General features: G+C 68.5%; 17 protein-coding genes. 5 read left to right on the top strand and 12 right to left on the bottom strand.

Going from position 1 to position 17,229, the window contains the following annotated elements; all coding sequences use genetic code 11:
• The first annotated feature begins 144 nt into the window (after positions 1-144).
• Together G6N14_RS08310 and G6N14_RS08315 are read left to right on the top strand one after the other, a co-directional pair.
• Positions 145-927, top strand: a complete 783-nt coding sequence (locus tag G6N14_RS08310) for a TVP38/TMEM64 family protein (RefSeq protein ID WP_234808826.1) — start codon at positions 145-147, stop codon at positions 925-927.
• Between the two features lie 185 nt (positions 928-1,112).
• Positions 1,113-1,793 (top strand): MIP/aquaporin family protein, encoded by a 681-nt coding sequence (locus G6N14_RS08315; protein WP_085134624.1) that lies wholly within the window; start codon positions 1,113-1,115, stop codon positions 1,791-1,793.
• A 10-nt stretch (positions 1,794-1,803) separates the two neighbouring features.
• Here G6N14_RS08315 and G6N14_RS08320 read toward each other — a convergent pair whose 3' ends face one another.
• Genes G6N14_RS08320 through G6N14_RS08330 form a run of 3 tightly spaced genes read right to left on the bottom strand, consistent with a single transcriptional unit; the run spans position 1,804 to position 3,781 of the window.
• Entirely contained in the window at positions 1,804-2,187 is a 384-nt protein-coding gene (locus tag G6N14_RS08320; RefSeq protein ID WP_085134623.1) for a DoxX family protein, read from the bottom strand.
• On the bottom strand, positions 2,184-3,332 hold the full coding sequence (locus G6N14_RS08325; protein WP_085134622.1) for an SPFH domain-containing protein: 1,149 nt from the start codon (positions 3,330-3,332) through the stop codon (positions 2,184-2,186). Before G6N14_RS08325 ends, G6N14_RS08320 begins: the two co-directional genes overlap by 4 nt.
• A gap of 14 nt (positions 3,333-3,346) precedes the next feature.
• The gene (locus G6N14_RS08330) at positions 3,347-3,781 is read right to left on the bottom strand and encodes an NfeD family protein (protein WP_085134621.1); all 435 of its coding nucleotides are present in this window, start codon (positions 3,779-3,781) and stop codon (positions 3,347-3,349) included.
• A gap of 79 nt (positions 3,782-3,860) precedes the next feature.
• On the opposite strand from G6N14_RS08330, the gene G6N14_RS08335 reads away from it, so the two are divergent.
• Positions 3,861-4,691 carry an Rv1486c family protein gene (locus G6N14_RS08335; protein ID WP_085134620.1) on the top strand — a complete coding sequence of 277 codons (831 nt, stop codon included), beginning with the start codon at positions 3,861-3,863 and terminating at the stop codon, positions 4,689-4,691.
• Positions 4,692-4,703: 12 nt separating this feature from the next.
• On the opposite strand, the gene G6N14_RS08340 is transcribed toward G6N14_RS08335, so the two are convergent.
• The 9 genes from G6N14_RS08340 to G6N14_RS08380 all read right to left on the bottom strand — a co-directional run bounded on the left by G6N14_RS08340 (position 4,704) and on the right by G6N14_RS08380 (position 13,584).
• Positions 4,704-5,732, bottom strand: a complete 1,029-nt coding sequence (locus G6N14_RS08340) for a ferrochelatase (protein ID WP_085134619.1) — start codon at positions 5,730-5,732, stop codon at positions 4,704-4,706.
• Between the two features lie 12 nt (positions 5,733-5,744).
• Positions 5,745-6,554 carry an NADH-dependent enoyl-ACP reductase InhA gene (inhA, locus tag G6N14_RS08345; RefSeq protein WP_085134618.1) on the bottom strand — a complete coding sequence of 270 codons (810 nt, stop codon included), beginning with the start codon at positions 6,552-6,554 and terminating at the stop codon, positions 5,745-5,747.
• 32 nt (positions 6,555-6,586) lie between these two features.
• Positions 6,587-7,330, bottom strand: a complete 744-nt coding sequence (fabG1, locus tag G6N14_RS08350) for a 3-oxoacyl-ACP reductase FabG1 (protein WP_407663089.1) — start codon at positions 7,328-7,330, stop codon at positions 6,587-6,589.
• A gap of 97 nt (positions 7,331-7,427) precedes the next feature.
• Entirely contained in the window at positions 7,428-8,435 is a 1,008-nt protein-coding gene (locus tag G6N14_RS08355) for a VWA domain-containing protein (protein ID WP_085134616.1), read from the bottom strand.
• Positions 8,436-8,463: 28 nt separating this feature from the next.
• Positions 8,464-9,375: a DUF58 domain-containing protein gene (locus G6N14_RS08360; protein ID WP_085134615.1), complete on the bottom strand. Its 912-nt coding sequence runs from the start codon at positions 9,373-9,375 to the stop codon at positions 8,464-8,466.
• Between the two features lie 62 nt (positions 9,376-9,437).
• A complete protein-coding gene (moxR1, locus tag G6N14_RS08365; protein WP_085134653.1) occupies positions 9,438-10,553 on the bottom strand; it encodes a chaperone MoxR1 in 1,116 nt (371 codons plus the stop codon).
• Positions 10,554-10,686: 133 nt separating this feature from the next.
• Positions 10,687-11,388: an NlpC/P60 family peptidoglycan endopeptidase RipB gene (gene ripB, locus G6N14_RS08370; RefSeq protein ID WP_109559722.1), complete on the bottom strand. Its 702-nt coding sequence runs from the start codon at positions 11,386-11,388 to the stop codon at positions 10,687-10,689.
• A 10-nt stretch (positions 11,389-11,398) separates the two neighbouring features.
• Positions 11,399-12,829, bottom strand: coding sequence for an NlpC/P60 family peptidoglycan endopeptidase RipA (gene ripA, locus G6N14_RS08375; protein WP_085134614.1), 1,431 nt, complete (start codon positions 12,827-12,829; stop codon positions 11,399-11,401).
• A gap of 248 nt (positions 12,830-13,077) precedes the next feature.
• Positions 13,078-13,584, bottom strand: coding sequence for an Rv1476 family membrane protein (locus G6N14_RS08380; RefSeq protein ID WP_308214859.1), 507 nt, complete (start codon positions 13,582-13,584; stop codon positions 13,078-13,080).
• A 177-nt stretch (positions 13,585-13,761) separates the two neighbouring features.
• Between G6N14_RS08380 and G6N14_RS08385 the strand changes: the two genes are divergently transcribed.
• Together G6N14_RS08385 and G6N14_RS08390 are read left to right on the top strand one after the other, a co-directional pair.
• On the top strand, positions 13,762-16,596 hold the full coding sequence (locus G6N14_RS08385) for an aconitate hydratase (RefSeq protein WP_179960818.1): 2,835 nt from the start codon (positions 13,762-13,764) through the stop codon (positions 16,594-16,596).
• Positions 16,597-16,608: 12 nt separating this feature from the next.
• The gene (locus tag G6N14_RS08390; protein WP_085128862.1) at positions 16,609-17,172 is read left to right on the top strand and encodes a TetR/AcrR family transcriptional regulator; all 564 of its coding nucleotides are present in this window, start codon (positions 16,609-16,611) and stop codon (positions 17,170-17,172) included.
• Positions 17,173-17,229: the final 57 nt, after the last annotated feature.

Consider the following 17,229-nt stretch of genomic DNA (forward strand, 5'->3'; position numbering starts at 1 on the left):
TGCGGGTAACTCTCGAAGTGCTACCCGACATGTGTCAACCAGGCTAAATGATCCCGATCGGCCGACACGGACGAGGTATGCCCACCGGCGAAACTCCATTTGAGCGACGCAATGCGTTCACCGACGGCCCGTAGTCTTGCTGCCGTGAGGACCGCCGCGACCCGATTCCCACACGTGCTGCGCGGCGCGTGGTCGACCTTCATCGCCACCGCGCGCCAGGTCGCCCTGCGGCGGCTGGCGCTGACGACGGCGGTGGTTGTGAGCCTGCTGGCGGTGGCCTGGCTGGTTCCGGTGCCGACCGCGGTCCAGCTGCGCGACTGGGCGCAGACGCTGGGGCCGTGGTTCCCGGCGGCGTTCCTGGTGGCGCACACCGTCGTCACGGTCTTCCCGTTCCCCCGGACCGCCTTCACGCTGGCCGCCGGTCTGCTGTTCGGACCCTGGCTGGGAGTCGTCCTGGCCGTGGTGGCCAGCGCACTCAGCGCCGTGGGAGTGCTGATCCTCATGCGTGTCTTCGGCTGGCAGCTGAGCCGGGTGGTCAACCATCCCCGCCTCGACTCGCTGGACGCCCGGTTGCGCCGGCGCGGCTGGCCGGCGGTCATATCGCTGCGCCTGATTCCGGCGATCCCGTTCTCGGTGATCAACTACGCCGCGGGCGCCTCGGCGGTGCGGCTGGTGCCCTACACCCTGGCCACCCTGGTCGGGCTGCTGCCGGGGACGGCCGCGGTGGTGGTGCTCGGGGATGCCCTGACCGGAGACGTCAGCCCGGTGCTGTTCGCGGTGTCGGCGTGCACCGCCGCGGTCGGGGTGTCGCTGCTGGTCTATGAGGTGCGCGCGCACCGGCGGGAGCAACCGGCCGGGCCGGGCGCTCCGGTCGATGCTGCGGCGGGAAGCGATGCCCCGGTGACCTGTCCGTCGGGCCACCGCTGAACCCCGGCAGCCGGCCGGGCCGGGGGAAACAACACGGGGCGCTGCGCATTCCGGCAACAATTCGGTGTAAGGCCGTCCGGCTGTGATCGCCGGCAGTACCCGCCGTCGTTACAGTCGATTACGTGCCCTGGGCCGGCACGACAGCAATTCGCAATGTGCTCGACGCAACTGAAGGGACCGGATCAATGGCTGATCGCAGCGCTGCGGTGCGTAAATATCTGACCGAAATGATCGGGACGTTCGTATTCATGTTCGCGGTGCTGGGAATCGTCTTGTCCGGCACCGACTGCGTTGCCGCCACCGCACTGGGCATCGGCTCGGTGCTGATGGTGATGGTCTACGCCAGCGGGCACATCTCCGGTGGCCATCTGAACCCCGCCGTCTCGGTTGCGGCGTATCTGCGGGGCGCCCTGCCACTGTCAGACCTGGGCCCCTACATCGTTGCGCAGCTGGTCGGCGCGCTGGCCGCGTTCAGTGTGGGCTTCGGGCTCTGGCACGACAAATATGCCGGCGGGGCACTTGACCTGACCGGCAACCTGTGGCCGGCGTTCCTGGCCGAACTGGTCTTCACCTTCGCGCTGTGTTACGTGGTGCTGCACACCGCCACCAGCAAAGACAGCGCCGGCAACAGCTTCTACGGCCTGGCGATCGGGTTCGTGGTGGCGGTCGGCGTGATTGCGGTGGGCGCCATCTCCGGCGGCGCATTCAACCCCGCCATCACCTTCGGCCTGATGCTGTCGGGGGTCTTCGCCTGGAAGTACCTCTGGGTTTACCTGATCGCCCAGCTTCTCGGCGCGGTCGCGGCCGCCTACGCCTACAAGGCCACCACCCTCGACGAGCACACCGCCGCAACCCGGCGGGGATAACCGCCCGAACCTAGGGCTCGACGGCTCGGACCCCGCCACCGGTGGGGTGCGGGCCCTGGATCGTCATCGCGGCGAACACCATCAGCAGCAGCACCGCGGGAACGATGTTGGCGATGCGGTTGCGCACCCGCAGGTGGATGCCGAGCGCCCCGGCGAAGTACAGGGCCAGCAACCCGGTGGTGAGCCGCGCGACGGCCGGGAAACGGAACACCGCCGCCAGCCCCAGCGCGGTGGCCGCCTTGGCCACCGGAACCGCCCAGCGGACCTCGGCGGGAATCCGCATCGCATCCATGTTTTTGGCCACATACGGCACCGGAACCGCCGACGCGACCGCATCGCCGGCGAGAAACGCCGCCAGCGCTGCGTAGCTCGACCGCGCCGTCAGCGCCCTCACGCCAGACCGGGATCGAGTTGTGGCGGCAGCACGCCACCCTCGACCGGCTTGCGGGCATCGGCCTCGGCCTTGGCGACCGCCTGGGCGATCGCCGGATCGGTCTTGGTGGTGAACCAGTCGGCGACCTCGTCGCTGTCGTCCTCGTGCCGATTCGAATGATCGTCGACGGGGGACGGCTGGTAGCGGAAGACGCCGTCTTCGCCGGGTGCGCCGAGCAGTTTGGTGAAGCCCTGCAGGGCGGTGCCGAAATCACTGGGCACCACCCACACCTTGTTGGCCCCACCTCGCGCCATCTCCGGCAGCACCTGCAGGTACTGGTAGGCCAGCAGTTCCGGGGTGGGCCGGCCGGCCTTGATCGCCGCGAACGTCTTCTCGATCGCTTTAGCCTGTCCTTGGGCCTGCAGGTAGGCGGCGGCCCGCTCACCCTGGGCCCGCAGCATCCGGGACTGCCGTTCACCTTCGGCGGCCAGTATCGCGGCCTGCTTGGCACCTTCGGCGGTCAGGATCTCGGACTGCTTCTGACCCTCGGCCTGCTTGATCGCCGCCTCGCGCTGGCCCTCGGCGGTCAGGATCATGGCCCGCTTCTCGCGGTCGGCCTTCATCTGCTTCTCCATCGACGCCTGGATCGACGGCGGCGGATCGATGCTGCGCAGCTCCACCCGGGCCACCCGCAGGCCCCAGCGGCCGGTCGCCTCGTCGAGCACCCCGCGCAGCTGGCTGTTGATCACCTCGCGCGAGGTCAACGTCTGCTCCAGCGTCATCCCGCCGACCACGTTGCGCAGCGTGGTGGTGGTCAGCTGCTCCACGCCGACGATGTAGTTGCTGATCTCATACACCGCGGCCTTGGGATTGGTGACCTGGAAGTAGACGACGGTGTCGATGTTCAGAGTCAGGTTGTCCTCGGTGATCACCGGTTGTGGTGGGAACGAGACCACCCGCTCGCGGAGGTCGATGCGGGCCCGCACCCGGTCGATGAACGGGACCAAAAGGGTCAGCTGACCGCTCACGGTGCGGCTGTAGCGGCCCAGGCGTTCGATCACCGCCGCCTCGGCCTGCGGGATCAGGGCGACCGATTTGGCCACCACGATCACCGCGAACACCACCAGCACGGCCAGCAATAACAGCCCGGTTGTGACGCCTTCCATGACGATTCCTTTCGTTACACGATCTTGCCGACCACCGCGGTGGCCCCGTCGATGTGCATCACGGTGACCTGCTCCCCCGGTTCGAATACGTCACCGTCGGTGAGCGCTCGGGCGGTCCACACCTCACCGTTCAACTTCACCCGGCCGGCGTGCAGTTCGACACGGTCGAGTACCAGGGCGGTCTTGCCCTGCAGCGCCAGCACCCCGGTTTCGTCACCCGTTCCCACCCACATCCGGCGGCGCAGCGCGGGCCGTACCAGCACCAGCAACAGCACCGATACCACCAAGAACACGGCGCCGTCGGTCCACAGCGGCCAGTCGGTCAACGCACTGGCGACCGCCGCCGAGAGCGCACCGCCGGAGAGCATCAGCAGGAACATGTCACCCGTGAGGGCCTCGGCTCCCGCGAGCCCAAGTGCGAAGACCAACCAGATCAGGGCAGTCGGCATGCGGTCAGAATAGCCCGAGAACCAGCCGAACCTGTGCGGTCCGACAGGGACGAACCAGACAACTACACTGCGGTGCATCATGTGGTGCCCGAGTACTTCGCTGGCGGTGTGGGCCAACGCCTGGCTGGCGGGCCTGGCCGCCCCCGATGACGTGTTGGACGCCCTCTCGGCGTGGGCACCGATGCAGGCGGTGTCGACCTGTGACGTGATCAGCATCGGCGAGGCCGCGGTGCCCTGGGCCGGGGGCGCCGGTGGCGGCGCGGCCGCACTGCTGCAATTGGTGCGGGGCGCCGGCACCGCGGCCGGCGACGGCATCCGGCCGGTGTTTCCGGTACCCGGCGATGTCCGGGGGCTGCCGGCCGGGACGTCGTTTCAGCGCGAGGCGATTCTCGCCGGTGAGGCCGTTGTGATCGGTTCGGCCGACGCCGCGCCCCCGATCGGTCTGGTGCCGGCCTACTACGAAGACGCCGACGACGAGTCCGCCGCCGAACTGTGCTGGACCGCCTTCCCGCTGACCGGCATGCCGGCCGCCGAACACCACGATCTGGGCGAGGCCGAGTACGGGCTGCGGTCTGCCATACGCAGCGCCACCGAGGTGCTGGGATCCACCGGTTCGCGGTGGGCCGACTACGGCGTGGAGGACCCACGACTGCAGGTCGAACAGTTGGTCGAAGCCGTACTGCTGCACCGGATTCCCGAGCACGCCCCACCTCGTGCGGTCCGCGTTCTGCACAGCGCCGCGCACGTCGAGGCGATCCTGACCGTCAGTGCCGATCTGCTTACCGCGAGCGCACAGTCGGCCGCCGCGGTCCAGCGCGCCGTGGATGCGGTTGCGCCGCTGACCGCCGTGGTTCGTTCGGCGCGCAGCGCCGCGGTGACGGCGATCCTGCACTCGGCCTGGCAGCGGTAGCCGCCCGGGCGATCAGCTGTCCGGCGCCACGATCGCGGCGCAGTGCGCCGAACCGCACGACGCGCCGTTGACCCCGAACCCGCAGCCCAGGCCTTCTGAACCCGCGGCCCGTTGCGGCCCGGCACCGTCGCGCAGCTCCTCGATCAGGCTTCGGGCAAGCCGGGCCAGCCGGTTGTCCGCGTTCGGGGTGGCCGCCCGTGCGTAGGCGATACCGGCCGCCTGCGCCTGGGCCCGGACCTGCGTGTCGAGGTCCCACACCACCTCGATGTTGTCGCTGAGAAAGCCGATCGGGCACAGGATCACCGCAGGGACACCGGAATCGGCCAACGTCGCCAGGTGCGCCTCGACGTCGGGCTCCAGCCAGGGCACCTGCGGCGGGCCGGACCGCGACTGCCACACCTGGTCGTATTCGGGATAACCCGCAGCCGCGGCGACCAGCCGCGTGGCGTGTGCGACCTGGCGGCTGTAGAGCTGCGGACCGTAGCGCTGGTCGGCGCGCACCGGGATCGAATGCGCGGTGAACACGAGCCGGGCGCCCGGTCGCAGCTCCGCGGGCAGGCTGTCGGCGGCGACGGCGATCGCCTCGGCGAACATCGCCACGAACAACGGGTGATCGAAGTACTGGCGCAGCTTCACCAGCTCCGGGGCGCCCTCGCCGGCAGCCCGCCGCGCTCGGGCGATGTCCTCGGCGTACTGCTCGCAGCCGGAATATCCGCCCCACGCCGAGGTCGCAAACACCGCGGCGCGCCGCACGCCGTCGGCGGCCATCGCAGCCACCGTGTCCTCGACATAGGGCTCCCAGTTGCGGTTGCCGAAATACACCGGCAACCCGGGCAGTTCGGCGCGCAGCTCGTCGGCCAACGCCCGGTTGATGCCGTTGATCGGCGAGACACCGCCGAAGTGCAGGTAGTGCTCGGCGACGGCGTCGAGCCGGGCCGGGGGCACACCACGCCCCCGGGTGACGTTCTCGAGAAACGGCCGCACCTGCTCCGGGCCTTCGGGACCGCCGAATGAGAGGAGTAAGACGGCGCCTACATCCATCCGCCGTCCTATCTACAGCAACTGGGTGTGCGCGCCGCCGTCGGCGTAGACAACCGTTCCGGTGGTGGCCGGCAGCCAGTCGGACATCAGTGCGCACACCGTCTTGGCCACCGGTGTCGGGTCTTTCATGTCCCAGCCGATCGGGGCCCGCTGGTCCCAACCCTCTTCGAGCAGGCGGATCTGCTCACCGGCGCCTTCGCCGAGCGCCCCGCCCACGATCGCGCTCATGGCCAAGGTCCGGATCGGCCCGGCGGCAACGAGATTCGAACGCACACCGAGGGGTCCTGCTTCTCGCGCGACGAAGCGATTCACCGACTCCAGGGCGCTCTTGGCCACCGTCATCCAGTTGTAGGCCGGCATCGCCCGGGTCGGATCGAAGTCCATGCCCACGATGGAGCCGCCCGCGTTCATGATCGGCAGCACCGCTTTGGCCAGCGACGCATAGGAATACGCCGAGATGTGGATGCCCTTGGCCACGTCCTCGTAGGGCGCGTCGAAGAACGGGTTGACGCCCATGCCGGTCTGCGGCATGAATCCGATGGAGTGCACCACGCCGTCGAGCTTGTTGCCCTCCCCGATCACCTCGGTGACGCGTGCGGCCAGCGTGTCGAGGTGCTCGTTGTTCTGCACGTCGAGTTCCAGCAGCGGCGCCGGCTCCGGAAGCCGGTCGATGATGCGCTGGATGAGCCGCAGCCGGTCGAACCCGGTGCAGACCAGCTGGGCGCCGGCCTCCTGGGCGACCTTGGCGATGTGAAACGCGATCGAGGAGTCGGTGATGATCCCGGTGACCAGGATCCGCTTGCCTTCGAGAATGCCTGCCATTGAAGTTCCCTATCTTGGTCTCTGAACGGTTCTTAGTGGCCCATGCCCATGCCGCCGTCCACGGGGATGACCGCGCCGGCGATGTAGCCGGCGTCCTCCGAGGCCAGGAAGCTCACCGCCCCGGCGACCTCCTCGGCGGTGCCGACGCGCTTAGCCGGGATGAACTCCAGGGCGCCGGCCTGAATCCGTTCATCGAGCGCGCGGGTCATCTCGGTGTCGATGTAGCCGGGGGCAACGACGTTGGCGGTCACGCCTGCCTTGGACAGCTCCCGCGAAATCGAGCGGGCCATACCGATCAGGCCGGCCTTGGCGGCCGCATAGTTGGCCTGATTGCCGATGCCCCACATGCCCGACACCGACCCGATGAAGATGATCCGGCCGAAGCGCTTGCGCTGCATGCTGCGCGACGCGCGCTGAGCCACCCGGAACGCCCCGGTCAGGTTCGCGTCGATGACTTCGGTGAACCGCTCCTCGGTCATCCGCATCAGGAAGGCGTCCTTTGAGATACCGGCGTTGGAGACCAGCACCTCCACCGGACCCTGGTGCTCTTCGACTTCCTTGAACGCACGGTCCACGGCGTCGTTGTCGGTGACGTCGCACACGACCCCGAACAGTCCCTCGGGGGCCCCGGAGCCGCGGTGGGTGACCGCCACCTTGTGGCCGTCGGCGGCGAGCCGCTGCGCGATCGCCAAGCCGATGCCCCGGTTTCCGCCGGTCACGAGGACCGAACGAGACACGAATGGCGGCTTTCCGGTGGGCGTTTCACTGTCAGTCACCGGCATAACCTATCAGTGCCCTCGCTTGACTCTGCGCTCACCAAAGCGCCCACTCGCACTTTTGCCTGGTGGCCGCAGAGTCAACGAGGAGGTGGGGTCAGGCGGGCAGCCGGCGGTTGAGCAGCAGCGCCGCCAGCGCGGCCAGCGCCAGGACGAACGTGCCCAACCGCAGCCAGCCGGTGCTGGCATCGCCGCGGATGGTCTCGAAGCCGATCTGGTCCTGCAAGGTGGCGTAAACCTCTTTGAGCTGGGCCAGGCTGGAGGCGGTGTAGGCGGTGCCGCCGGACAGATCGGCGATCTTCTTCAACGAGTCGTCATCGACCGGGACCGGCTGGCGCTGCTCGTTGATCTCGACATAGCCGTAAGCCGTGCCGAACGAGATCGTCGAGACCGGCACCCCTTGATCCTTGGCTGTGCGCGCCGCGGTGAACGCCCCCTTGGGGTTGTCGGGATTGGACGGCACCGTCTCCTTGCCGTCGGACAGCAGCACGATCCGGGCCGGCGGCGGGGTGTCGCCCCCGCCGATGACGGCCCCCACGGTGGCGATCGCCTGCAGCGCGGTGAAGATGCCTTCGCCGGTCGCGGTCCGGTCCGCCAGTTGCAGTTTGTCGATCGCGGCCTTGGTCGCCTCGCGGTTGGTCGTCGGTGAGGTCAGCACGGTCGCGGTGCCGGCGTAGGCGATCAGGCCCAGGTTGATGCCGGCGGTCAGCTCGTCGGCGAACTGCTTGCCGGCTTCCTGCGCGGCGGCCAGCCGGCTGGGCGAGACATCGGTGGCCCGCATCGACTGCGAGACGTCGATCACCAACATCACCACCGCGCGGTTGCGCGGAATCCGGACGTCGTGCGTGGGGCCGGCCATGGCGATGGTGAACAGCACCATCGAGGTGACCAGCAGGATCGCCGACAGGTGCCGCCAGCGCGTCGGCGTCTTGGGCGCCACGCTTTCCAGCAACTCCATGTTGGCGAATCGCAGAATCCGGCGGTGCCGCGCCACCTGCATGACGACGTACAGCGCGACCAGACCCAGGATCACGAGCAGGAACAGGAAGAACCACGGGTGCGCGAAGCCCGACAGCGTCATCGGCCCCAGGAGCGGCAATGTCATAGCAGACCTGTCTGGTTACGGGTCGAGGTCACGGTGTACCCGCCAGCGCGCCGCGCCGGCGTGACTCGACGAATCGGACAATGTCGGCGATCCAGTCCCGGTCCGTCCGCAGGCTCAACAGCGGTGCGCCGCAACTGCGGAGCGCACGCGCGACGTCGGCGCGGTGGGCCACGGCTGCCCGGGCGAAATCGTCCCGCAGCTTGGCGTCGATGGTGAACTCGCGGGTGATCCCGGTTTCGGTGTCCTGCAGCACCACGTCGCCGACGTCGGGCAGTTCCACGTCGCGCGGGTCGAGCACCTCGACGCCCAGCACCTCGTGCCGGGCGGCGACCGCCCGCAACGGGCGCATCCAGTTGATGGGGCCCAGGAAGTCGCTGATGATCACCGCCATGCCCCGCCGCCGCTCGGGCCGGCGCAGCGCGTCGATGGCCGCCGCCAGGTCGCCGCGAACCCCCATCGGGGCCCGGGGTGTCGTGGCGATGGCGCGCAACAGGGTCTGCTCGTGGTTGCGCCCGGACCGTGCAGGCACCCGTACCACGCGCTCGCCGTTGGCCACCAGCGCTCCCAGCCGGTTGCCGCCACCGCTGTTGAGATAGACGATGGCCGCTGCCGCGGCCACGGCCAGATCACGCTTCTCGCACCCGGCGGTGCCGAAGTCCATGCTGGCCGACATGTCCACCACCAGCCAGGTCTCCAGCTCGCGGTCGGCGATCATCTGCCGGACGTGCGGATGGGTGGTGCGGGCCGTGACCGACCAGTCCATCCGTCGCACGTCGTCGCCCGGCTGATACAGCCGGGATTCGCCGGGCTCGGAACCGGGGCCGGGAATCAAGCCCAGGTGGTCGCCGTGCAGAACGCCGTCGAGCTTGCGCTTGACGGTCAGTTCCAGGGTGCGCAGTGCCGCCCCCAGCTTGGGGTCGCGGATCTCTCCGCGCAGCATCGACGGCGGAGCGGTGCTGGTTCCGGCAGGCTGCGACGATCCAGCCCCGGTGTCGGGCTCGCTCACCGACCGCCGGCCACAGCCGCCGCGGTCGGGGCACCCGGTGCCGGCGAGTGCTGCTGCGGAACGGCGTTCACCTGCGGCAACGGCACCGTCTGCAGCAACCGGTTGATGACGATCTCCGGGGTGATCTCATCGGCGAGCGCGTCGTAGGACAGGACCAGCCGGTGCCGGAGCACATCTGGAATGACCTCGATGACGTCCTGCGGGATCACGTAGTCGCGACCGCGGACCAGGGCCAGCGCCCGGGACGCGGCGATGATGCCCAGCGAGGCGCGCGGCGACGCGCCGAACGACAGCCAGTTCTTCACATCCGGCATGCCGAACTGCTCGGGTTGGCGCGTCGCGGTGATCACCCGCACCACGTAGTCCACCAGGGCGTGGTGCACGAAGTTGTTGGCCGCCAGGGTCTGCAGCCGCACCAGGTCGCCGGTCCCGAGGATCTGCTTGGGCTCCGGCGGCGTGACGCCCATCCGGTAGATGATCTCGCGCTCTTCCTCCGGCGAGGGGTAACTCACGTTGATCTTGAACAGGAAGCGGTCGCGCTGGGCCTCGGGCAGCGGGTAGACGCCCTCGTGCTCAATCGGGTTCTGCGTCGCCATCACCAGGAACGGGTTGGGCAGCGGGAACCTCTTGCCGCCGATGGACACCTGACGCTCTTGCATGACCTCCAGCAGCGCCGACTGCACCTTGGCCGGCGCCCGGTTGATCTCGTCGGCCAGCAGGAAGTTGGCCATCACCGGACCGAGTTCGGTGTCGAACTCCTCCCGGCCCTGCCGGTAGATTCGGGTGCCGATGATGTCGGTGGGGACCAGGTCCGGGGTGAACTGGATGCGCGCGAAGGAGCCGCCGACCACGCGGGCGAATGTCTCCACGGCCAGGGTCTTGGCGACGCCGGGCACACCTTCGAGCAGCACGTGCCCCTTGGCGAGCAGGCCGACCAGGATGCGCTCGACGAGCTGGTCCTGGCCGACGATGACGCGCTTGACCTCGAAGATGGCCCGCTCCAGCGTGTGTACGTCGGCGGCGAGCCCGCTACCGCCGACTGTGCCTGGCTCGGCACCGGCCGAGCCGGGGAAACCGCTGGCGCCCGCGGGCGTCCCATCCGATGACGTCATCGACAAATCCTCCACAAAGGTCGGTCAGACACAACTGCTTGCACGGCACACCGCCGAGGGGGCGGCGTTGTGCCCTCGTTTCACTATTCCAGGGTTCGAAGCATCCGTCGACGCCAAGCCCGGTCCCGGCGCGTCAGTACTCGATGATCCGGGTCAGATACGGCGTCATCCCGGAGGTCCGCACCGGGCTGACGACCACCTTGCCGGCACTGCCGGAGGCCTCCAGCATCTTTCCGCCGCCCAGGTACATGGTGACGTGCTGGCCGCCGCCGGGGCCGTAGAACATCAGGTCGCCACGGCGGGCCTGGCTGGGCGGAATGTGCCGGCCGGCGTTGTACTGGTCGCCCGAGTACCGCGGGATGAGGACCCCGACACCGGCGAATGCGTAGCGCATCAGGCCCGAGCAGTCGAAACCGACCGTGCCCGCGCCGGAGTCGACGCCCTTGCTGGGACCGGTGAGCGAGCCACCGCCCCAGGAATAGGGCACCCCCATCTGCGCTCCGCCGCGACGGATGACGTACTCGATGGCCTGCTTGCCCTGCACCCGCTTACCGGGCGCCACATTGCCGGTGGCTTCGTCGCCGACATTGAACCCGAGGCCGGCCAGGAACTTGCGGCCCAGGTCCATGGTGGTCTGGGTGGCCTGGGCGGTGGCCTGCAGCGACGCGTTGGCGATCGCCAGCGGATCACCGGGTGCCCCGGCGCTGATCGTCGCCGGCAGCGTCGGGTCCCAGCCGGGATCGGCCGCCGCGGGCCCGGCCAGACCCAGCATCACCGGGATCGCCACCACCAGCGATCCGATCAGACGAGATAGACGTAGTGCACTCAATCGCATTGCTCCGCCGTCAGTATTCGATGTATCGGACTACGAAGGGCGTCATGCCGCTCTTGCGCACCGGCGATACCTTCACCACCTGGCCCACGTCCGGGGCCTCGAGCATCAGGCCGTTGCCGAGGTACAGCGTGACGTGCTGGCTGCCGCCGGGACCATAGAAGATGACGTCGCCGCGCCGCGCCATCGCCGAGGGGATCTGGCGGCCCATCTTGTACTGCGAACCGGAGTAGTGCGGCAGCTTGATGCCCACTCCGGCGAACGCGTAGAGGATCAGACCGGAGCAGTCGAAACCGACCGTGCCGGAACCCGAGCCGATACCGCGGCCGGGTCCCGCGGCGGTGCCACCGCCCCACGAGTACGGCACGCCACGCTGCGAGAGGGCGCGGCGGATCACGTATTCGGAGGCCTGCTTGCCGTATACCCGCGGGATCTTGCCGTTGTTGATACCGGTGTCGTCGGGCTTGGCCAGGCCCAGCGACTGCAAGAATTTCTGGCCCAGGTTCGCCGTCACCTGCGCCGAGGTCTGCGAGATACCCAGCACCTGGTTGATGACCGCGATCGGGTCGCCGGGGATGTTCGCGCTGGGGATCATCGGCAGGGTCGGGTCCCAGGGGCCGTCCCACCGCTGGGGCTGTTGGGTGTTCGCCGGGCCGCCGCCGGGCGCGCCGGGATTGCCCCACCGGTCACCGGCGGGGGCGCCGGCCGGCGCCTCGGGTTGCGCGTGACCACGGGCGGCCACGAGCTTGGCCTGGGCCTCGGAGCGGCGTGCCGCCAGCCGGTCTATCTCCTGCTGTTGTTCGGCGAACTTGCGCTGGGTGCCGGTGAGCGCTGCCACCGCGGCATCCTGGCTGGACTGCGCCTGCGCCACCGCCTGGTCGGCATTCTGCTTGGCCAGCCGGGCAGCCGACTCCTTGTTGACCTGCTCGGTGCGGGCCCGTTTGAGGTTGTCCAGCGCCTGCTCGGAACTGAGCGCGAGCAGCTGGCCGGCCGCCGCCGTGGCGATCATGTCGGTGGGGTTGGCGGCGGTCAGATAGCTGTCCGAGGGGCCGTTGACGTAGGTCGAGGCGGCGAAGGTGTTGAACCGGCGTTGCGCGGCGGCGATGGCGGCGTCGGCGTCGGCGATCGCGCGGTGGCCTGCCTCCACCTCCTGCTTAGCGGCGTCGGCTTCCTCGCGCGCGGTCTGCAGATCCACCAGCGCTTTGTTGACGCCTTCCTTCTCCTCGGCGATCTGCGCGCCCAGGTTCTGCAGCTGCTGGTTGGCGTCGGCGACGTCGGCGATCAGCGCGGCGATGCCGTCGGGGTCACGGGCGGGTTGCGCGGCTGCCAGCCCCGGGGTGCCCAGCAGGATGGCAGCACTGAGCACCGACACCGTCAAGGGTCGGGCGAACCGGGCCACCCGCGGGAATGCAGAGCCATCGGAGCCACAGCGGATGCGTCTCATTCGGCTTGGATCTCCTCGGACTCAGGCAGGCGCCGTGCTTCCACCGGCGGTACAAGCACAGGAGCAACACCTACATCAGTTGCGCCTTTTGAGACCATACGTCACATCAGTCACGGGAGAACCGTTCGTAACAAACTACATTATTGTAATTAAGCGGCTTGTGACCATTTAGTGACCTGAGGCATTTTCAAGGCCGCCGGCACAGCACAATTCCCCACCCGGGGCGGGGCGGGGCGCAGGGGTTACCGCTACTGCGCGGCGGTGGGGCGCTCGGCAGCTTTTCTGCTGCGTCGCTGCAGGAATCGGGTGCCGACGGCCGCGGCCGCCACCCCGATCAGCAGGACCACCGTCATCCCCGTCCAGGGCAGGTCGGGGGTGGTCAATTCGTGCAGGAAATTCTGCGCCGACGTAACCGGGTCGCCGGTTTTGGCGTGATCTTCGGCGGCCTCCAGTTTTGCCCGGTGAAACTGGCCGCTGTAACTGCCGACATAGTTATTACTGAGCACCAGGACGGTGGCGTCGGGATAGTCATAGCCCACCACGGTGGCCACGTCGCGCAGTGCGGTGTCCATCCCCGGGTTGCGCGCCACCTCGATGATCTTGAGGTCGATCCCGTCGTGGGCGGCCTGCGCCACCACCTCGCGCAGCGCCGGCACATCGGCCGCCGGCGCGCTCACACCGTCGGCCGCCACGGCCACCTTGACCAGCGCCATGCAGTCATCGGGCGGGGTGGCGGGGTCGAGTCCGACGGTGATGCAGAGCTCGCCGGGGATGTAGGCCGGCGGGTGCTGGATCGTCACGGAAGATGACGGTATCAACCCCCGTCAGGTGAGGTGTACCTTACTTTATACAGGACAATCGTACTGTTAGAGTTGTCCCGCCCGTCGGCGCGGACCCGTCGATGGATGAGGACTCGATCTCGGGGAGTTGAAGTGAGCAGCAAAGATTCGGTGAATTCGTTCGGGGCGCGCGACACTCTCACCGTCGGCGACCAGAACTACGAAATCTTCCGCCTCGACGCCGTGCCCGGCACCGAGAAGCTGCCCTACAGCCTTAAAGTGCTCGCCGAGAACCTGTTGCGCACCGAGGACGGCGCCAACATCACCAAGGATCACATCACCGCGATCGCCAACTGGGACCCGGCCGCAGAGCCCAGCATCGAGATCCAGTTCACCCCGGCCCGGGTGATCATGCAGGACTTCACCGGGGTGCCCTGCGTCGTGGACCTGGCCACCATGCGTGAGGCCGTCACCGCCCTGGGCGGCGACCCCAACAAGGTCAACCCGCTCTCGCCCGCCGAGATGGTCATCGACCACTCCGTGATCCTCGACGTCTTCGGCACCGCCGACGCCTTCGAGCGCAACGTCGAGTTGGAGTACCAGCGCAACGCCGAGCGCTATCAGTTCCTGCGCTGGGGTCAGGGCGCCTTCGACGACTTCAAGGTCGTCCCGCCGGGCACCGGCATCGTGCACCAGGTCAACATCGAGTACCTGGCGCGGACCGTCATGGTGCGTGACGGGAAGGCCTACCCGGACACCTGCGTGGGCACCGACAGCCACACCACCATGCAGAACGGCCTGGGTGTGCTGGGCTGGGGCGTCGGCGGTATCGAGGCCGAGGCCGCCATGCTGGGCCAGCCGGTGTCGATGCTGATCCCCCGCGTCGTCGGCTTCAGGCTGACCGGCGAGATCCAGCCGGGCGTCACCGCCACCGACGTGGTGCTCACCGTCACCGAGATGCTGCGTAAGCACGGCGTGGTCGGCAAGTTCGTCGAGTTCTACGGCAAGGGCGTCGCCGAGGTGCCCCTGGCCAACCGCGCCACCCTGGGCAACATGAGCCCCGAATTCGGTTCGACCTGTGCGATCTTCCCGATCGACGGCGAGACCATCAACTACCTGCGCCTGACCGGCCGCAGCGACGAGCAGCTCGCGCTGGTCGAGGCCTACGCCAAGGCGCAGGGTATGTGGCACAACCCCGACCACGAGCCGGCCTTCTCCGAGTACCTTGAGCTGGACCTGTCCACCGTGGTCCCCTCGATCGCCGGCCCCAAGCGTCCGCAGGACCGGATCCTGTTGTCGGAGAGCAAGACCGCCTTCCGCAAAGACATCCACAACTACGTCGAGGAACAGCACCCGGCGCCGGAGACCAAGCTCGATGAAGCCCTCGAGGAGTCCTTCCCGGCATCCGACCCGGCCTCGCTGTCCTTCGCCGACGACGGTGCCGTGGACGTGCAGTCCGCCGCCAACGGCGCCGAGGGCCGGCCGAGCAAGCCGATTCGGGTCACCGGCGAGCGCGGCGAGTTCATCCTCGACCACGGCGCCGTCGCGGTCGCAGGTATCACCTCCTGCACCAACACCTCCAACCCCTCGGTGATGATCGGCGCCGCGCTGCTGGCCCGCAACGCCGTCGAGAAGGGCTTGTCCTCCAAGCCGTGGGTCAAGACCAACATGGCCCCCGGCTCGCAGGTCGTCACCGACTACTACGAGAAGGCCGGCCTGTGGCCCTACCTGGAGAAGCTCGGCTTCTACCTGGGCGGTTACGGCTGCACCACCTGTATCGGCAACACCGGCCCGCTGCCCGAGGAGATCTCCAAGGCGGTCAACGAAGAAGACCTGACCGTCACCGCGGTGCTGTCGGGTAACCGCAACTTCGAGGGCCGCATCTCCCCCGACGTCAAGATGAACTACCTGGCCTCCCCGCCGCTGGTGATCGCCTACGCCCTGGCCGGCACCATGGACTTCGACTTCGAAACCGACTCCCTGGGCAAAGACAAAGACGGCAACGACGTCTACCTGCGCGACATCTGGCCCTCGGCCCAGGAGATCGACGACACCATCAAGTCCGCGATCAACCAGGACATGTTCCGCAAGTCCTACGCCGACGTGTTCGCCGGCGACGACAACTGGCGCAACCTGCCGACCCCGGACGGCGACACCTTCGCCTGGGACGAGTCCTCGACCTACGTGCGCAAGGCCCCCTACTTCGACGGCATGGGCCTGGAGCCCGAGCCGGTCTCCGACATCAAGGGCGCCCGGGTGATGGCGCTGCTGGGCGACTCGGTCACCACCGACCACATCAGCCCGGCCGGCCCGATCAAGCCCGGCACCCCGGCCGCGGACTATCTCGACGCCCACGGTGTGGCCCGCAAGGACTACAACTCGCTGGGCAGCCGCCGCGGCAACCACGAGGTCATGGTTCGCGGCACCTTCGCCAACATCCGCCTGCAGAACCGCCTGCTGGACACCATCGGCCTGGAGGGCACCCAGGGCGGCTACACCCGGGACTTCACCCAGGAGGGCGGCCCGAAGGAGTTCATCTACAACGCCTGCATGAACTACCAGAAGGCCGGCATCCCGCTGGTGGTGCTGGGCGGCAAGGAGTACGGCTCCGGCTCGTCACGCGACTGGGCGGCCAAGGGCACCACGCTGCTGGGCGTCAAGGCGGTCATCACCGAGTCCTTCGAGCGCATCCACCGCTCGAACCTGATCGGCATGGGTGTGATCCCGCTGCAGTTCCCGGCCGGCGAGTCCGCCGCGTCGCTGGGTCTGGACGGCACCGAGATCTTCGACATCGTCGGGATCGAAGAGCTCAACGCCGGTAAGACGCCGAAGACGGTCAAGGTCACCGCCACCAAGGACAGTGGCGAGAAGGTCGAATTCGACGCGGTGGTGCGCATCGACACTCCTGGTGAGGCCGACTACTACCGCAACGGCGGCATCCTGCAGTACGTGCTGCGCAACATGCTGAAGTCGGCCAAGACCGCGTAGTCGGCGATCACCATGCCCAGGGTCAGCGAGGATCACCTGGCGGCCCGGCGCCGCCAGATCCTCGATGGCGCCCGGCGCTGCTTCGCCGCCTACGGCTACGACCAGGCGACGGTGCGGCGACTCGAGCAGACCATTGGGCTGTCGCGCGGGGCGATATTTCATCACTTCCGCGACAAGGACACGCTGTTTTTCGAACTGGCGCGCGAGGATGCGCAGCGCATGGCCGATCTGGCTTCCCGCGAGGGCCTGATCGGCGTCATGCGGGACATGCTCGCCGCACCGGAGCAGTTCGACTGGCTGGCCACCCGGCTCGAGATCGCCCGCAAGCTGCGCCACGATCCGGAGTTCGGCCGCGGCTGGGCGGAGCGGTCAGCCGAATTGGCCGCTGCCACAACGGATCGCCTGCACCGTCAGAAGCAGGCCGGCCGACTGCGCGACGACGTTGCCGGCGACGTCTTGCACTGCTACCTGGACCTCGTGCTCGATGGGCTGGTTGCGCGGCTGGCCTCCGGCGAGGATCCGCAGCGCCTGTCGGCGGTCCTCGACCTGGTCGAGGACTCGGTGCGCCAGAGCTGATTTCGGCTACCGGACGCAGGCAGCGCCCCCCCGCCCGCGGAAAGCCGCCCGCCGGCC

Origin of the sequence: Mycolicibacter hiberniae, assembly GCF_010729485.1 — a bacterium.
GTDB classification, from domain to species: Bacteria; Actinomycetota; Actinomycetes; order Mycobacteriales; family Mycobacteriaceae; genus Mycobacterium; species Mycobacterium hiberniae.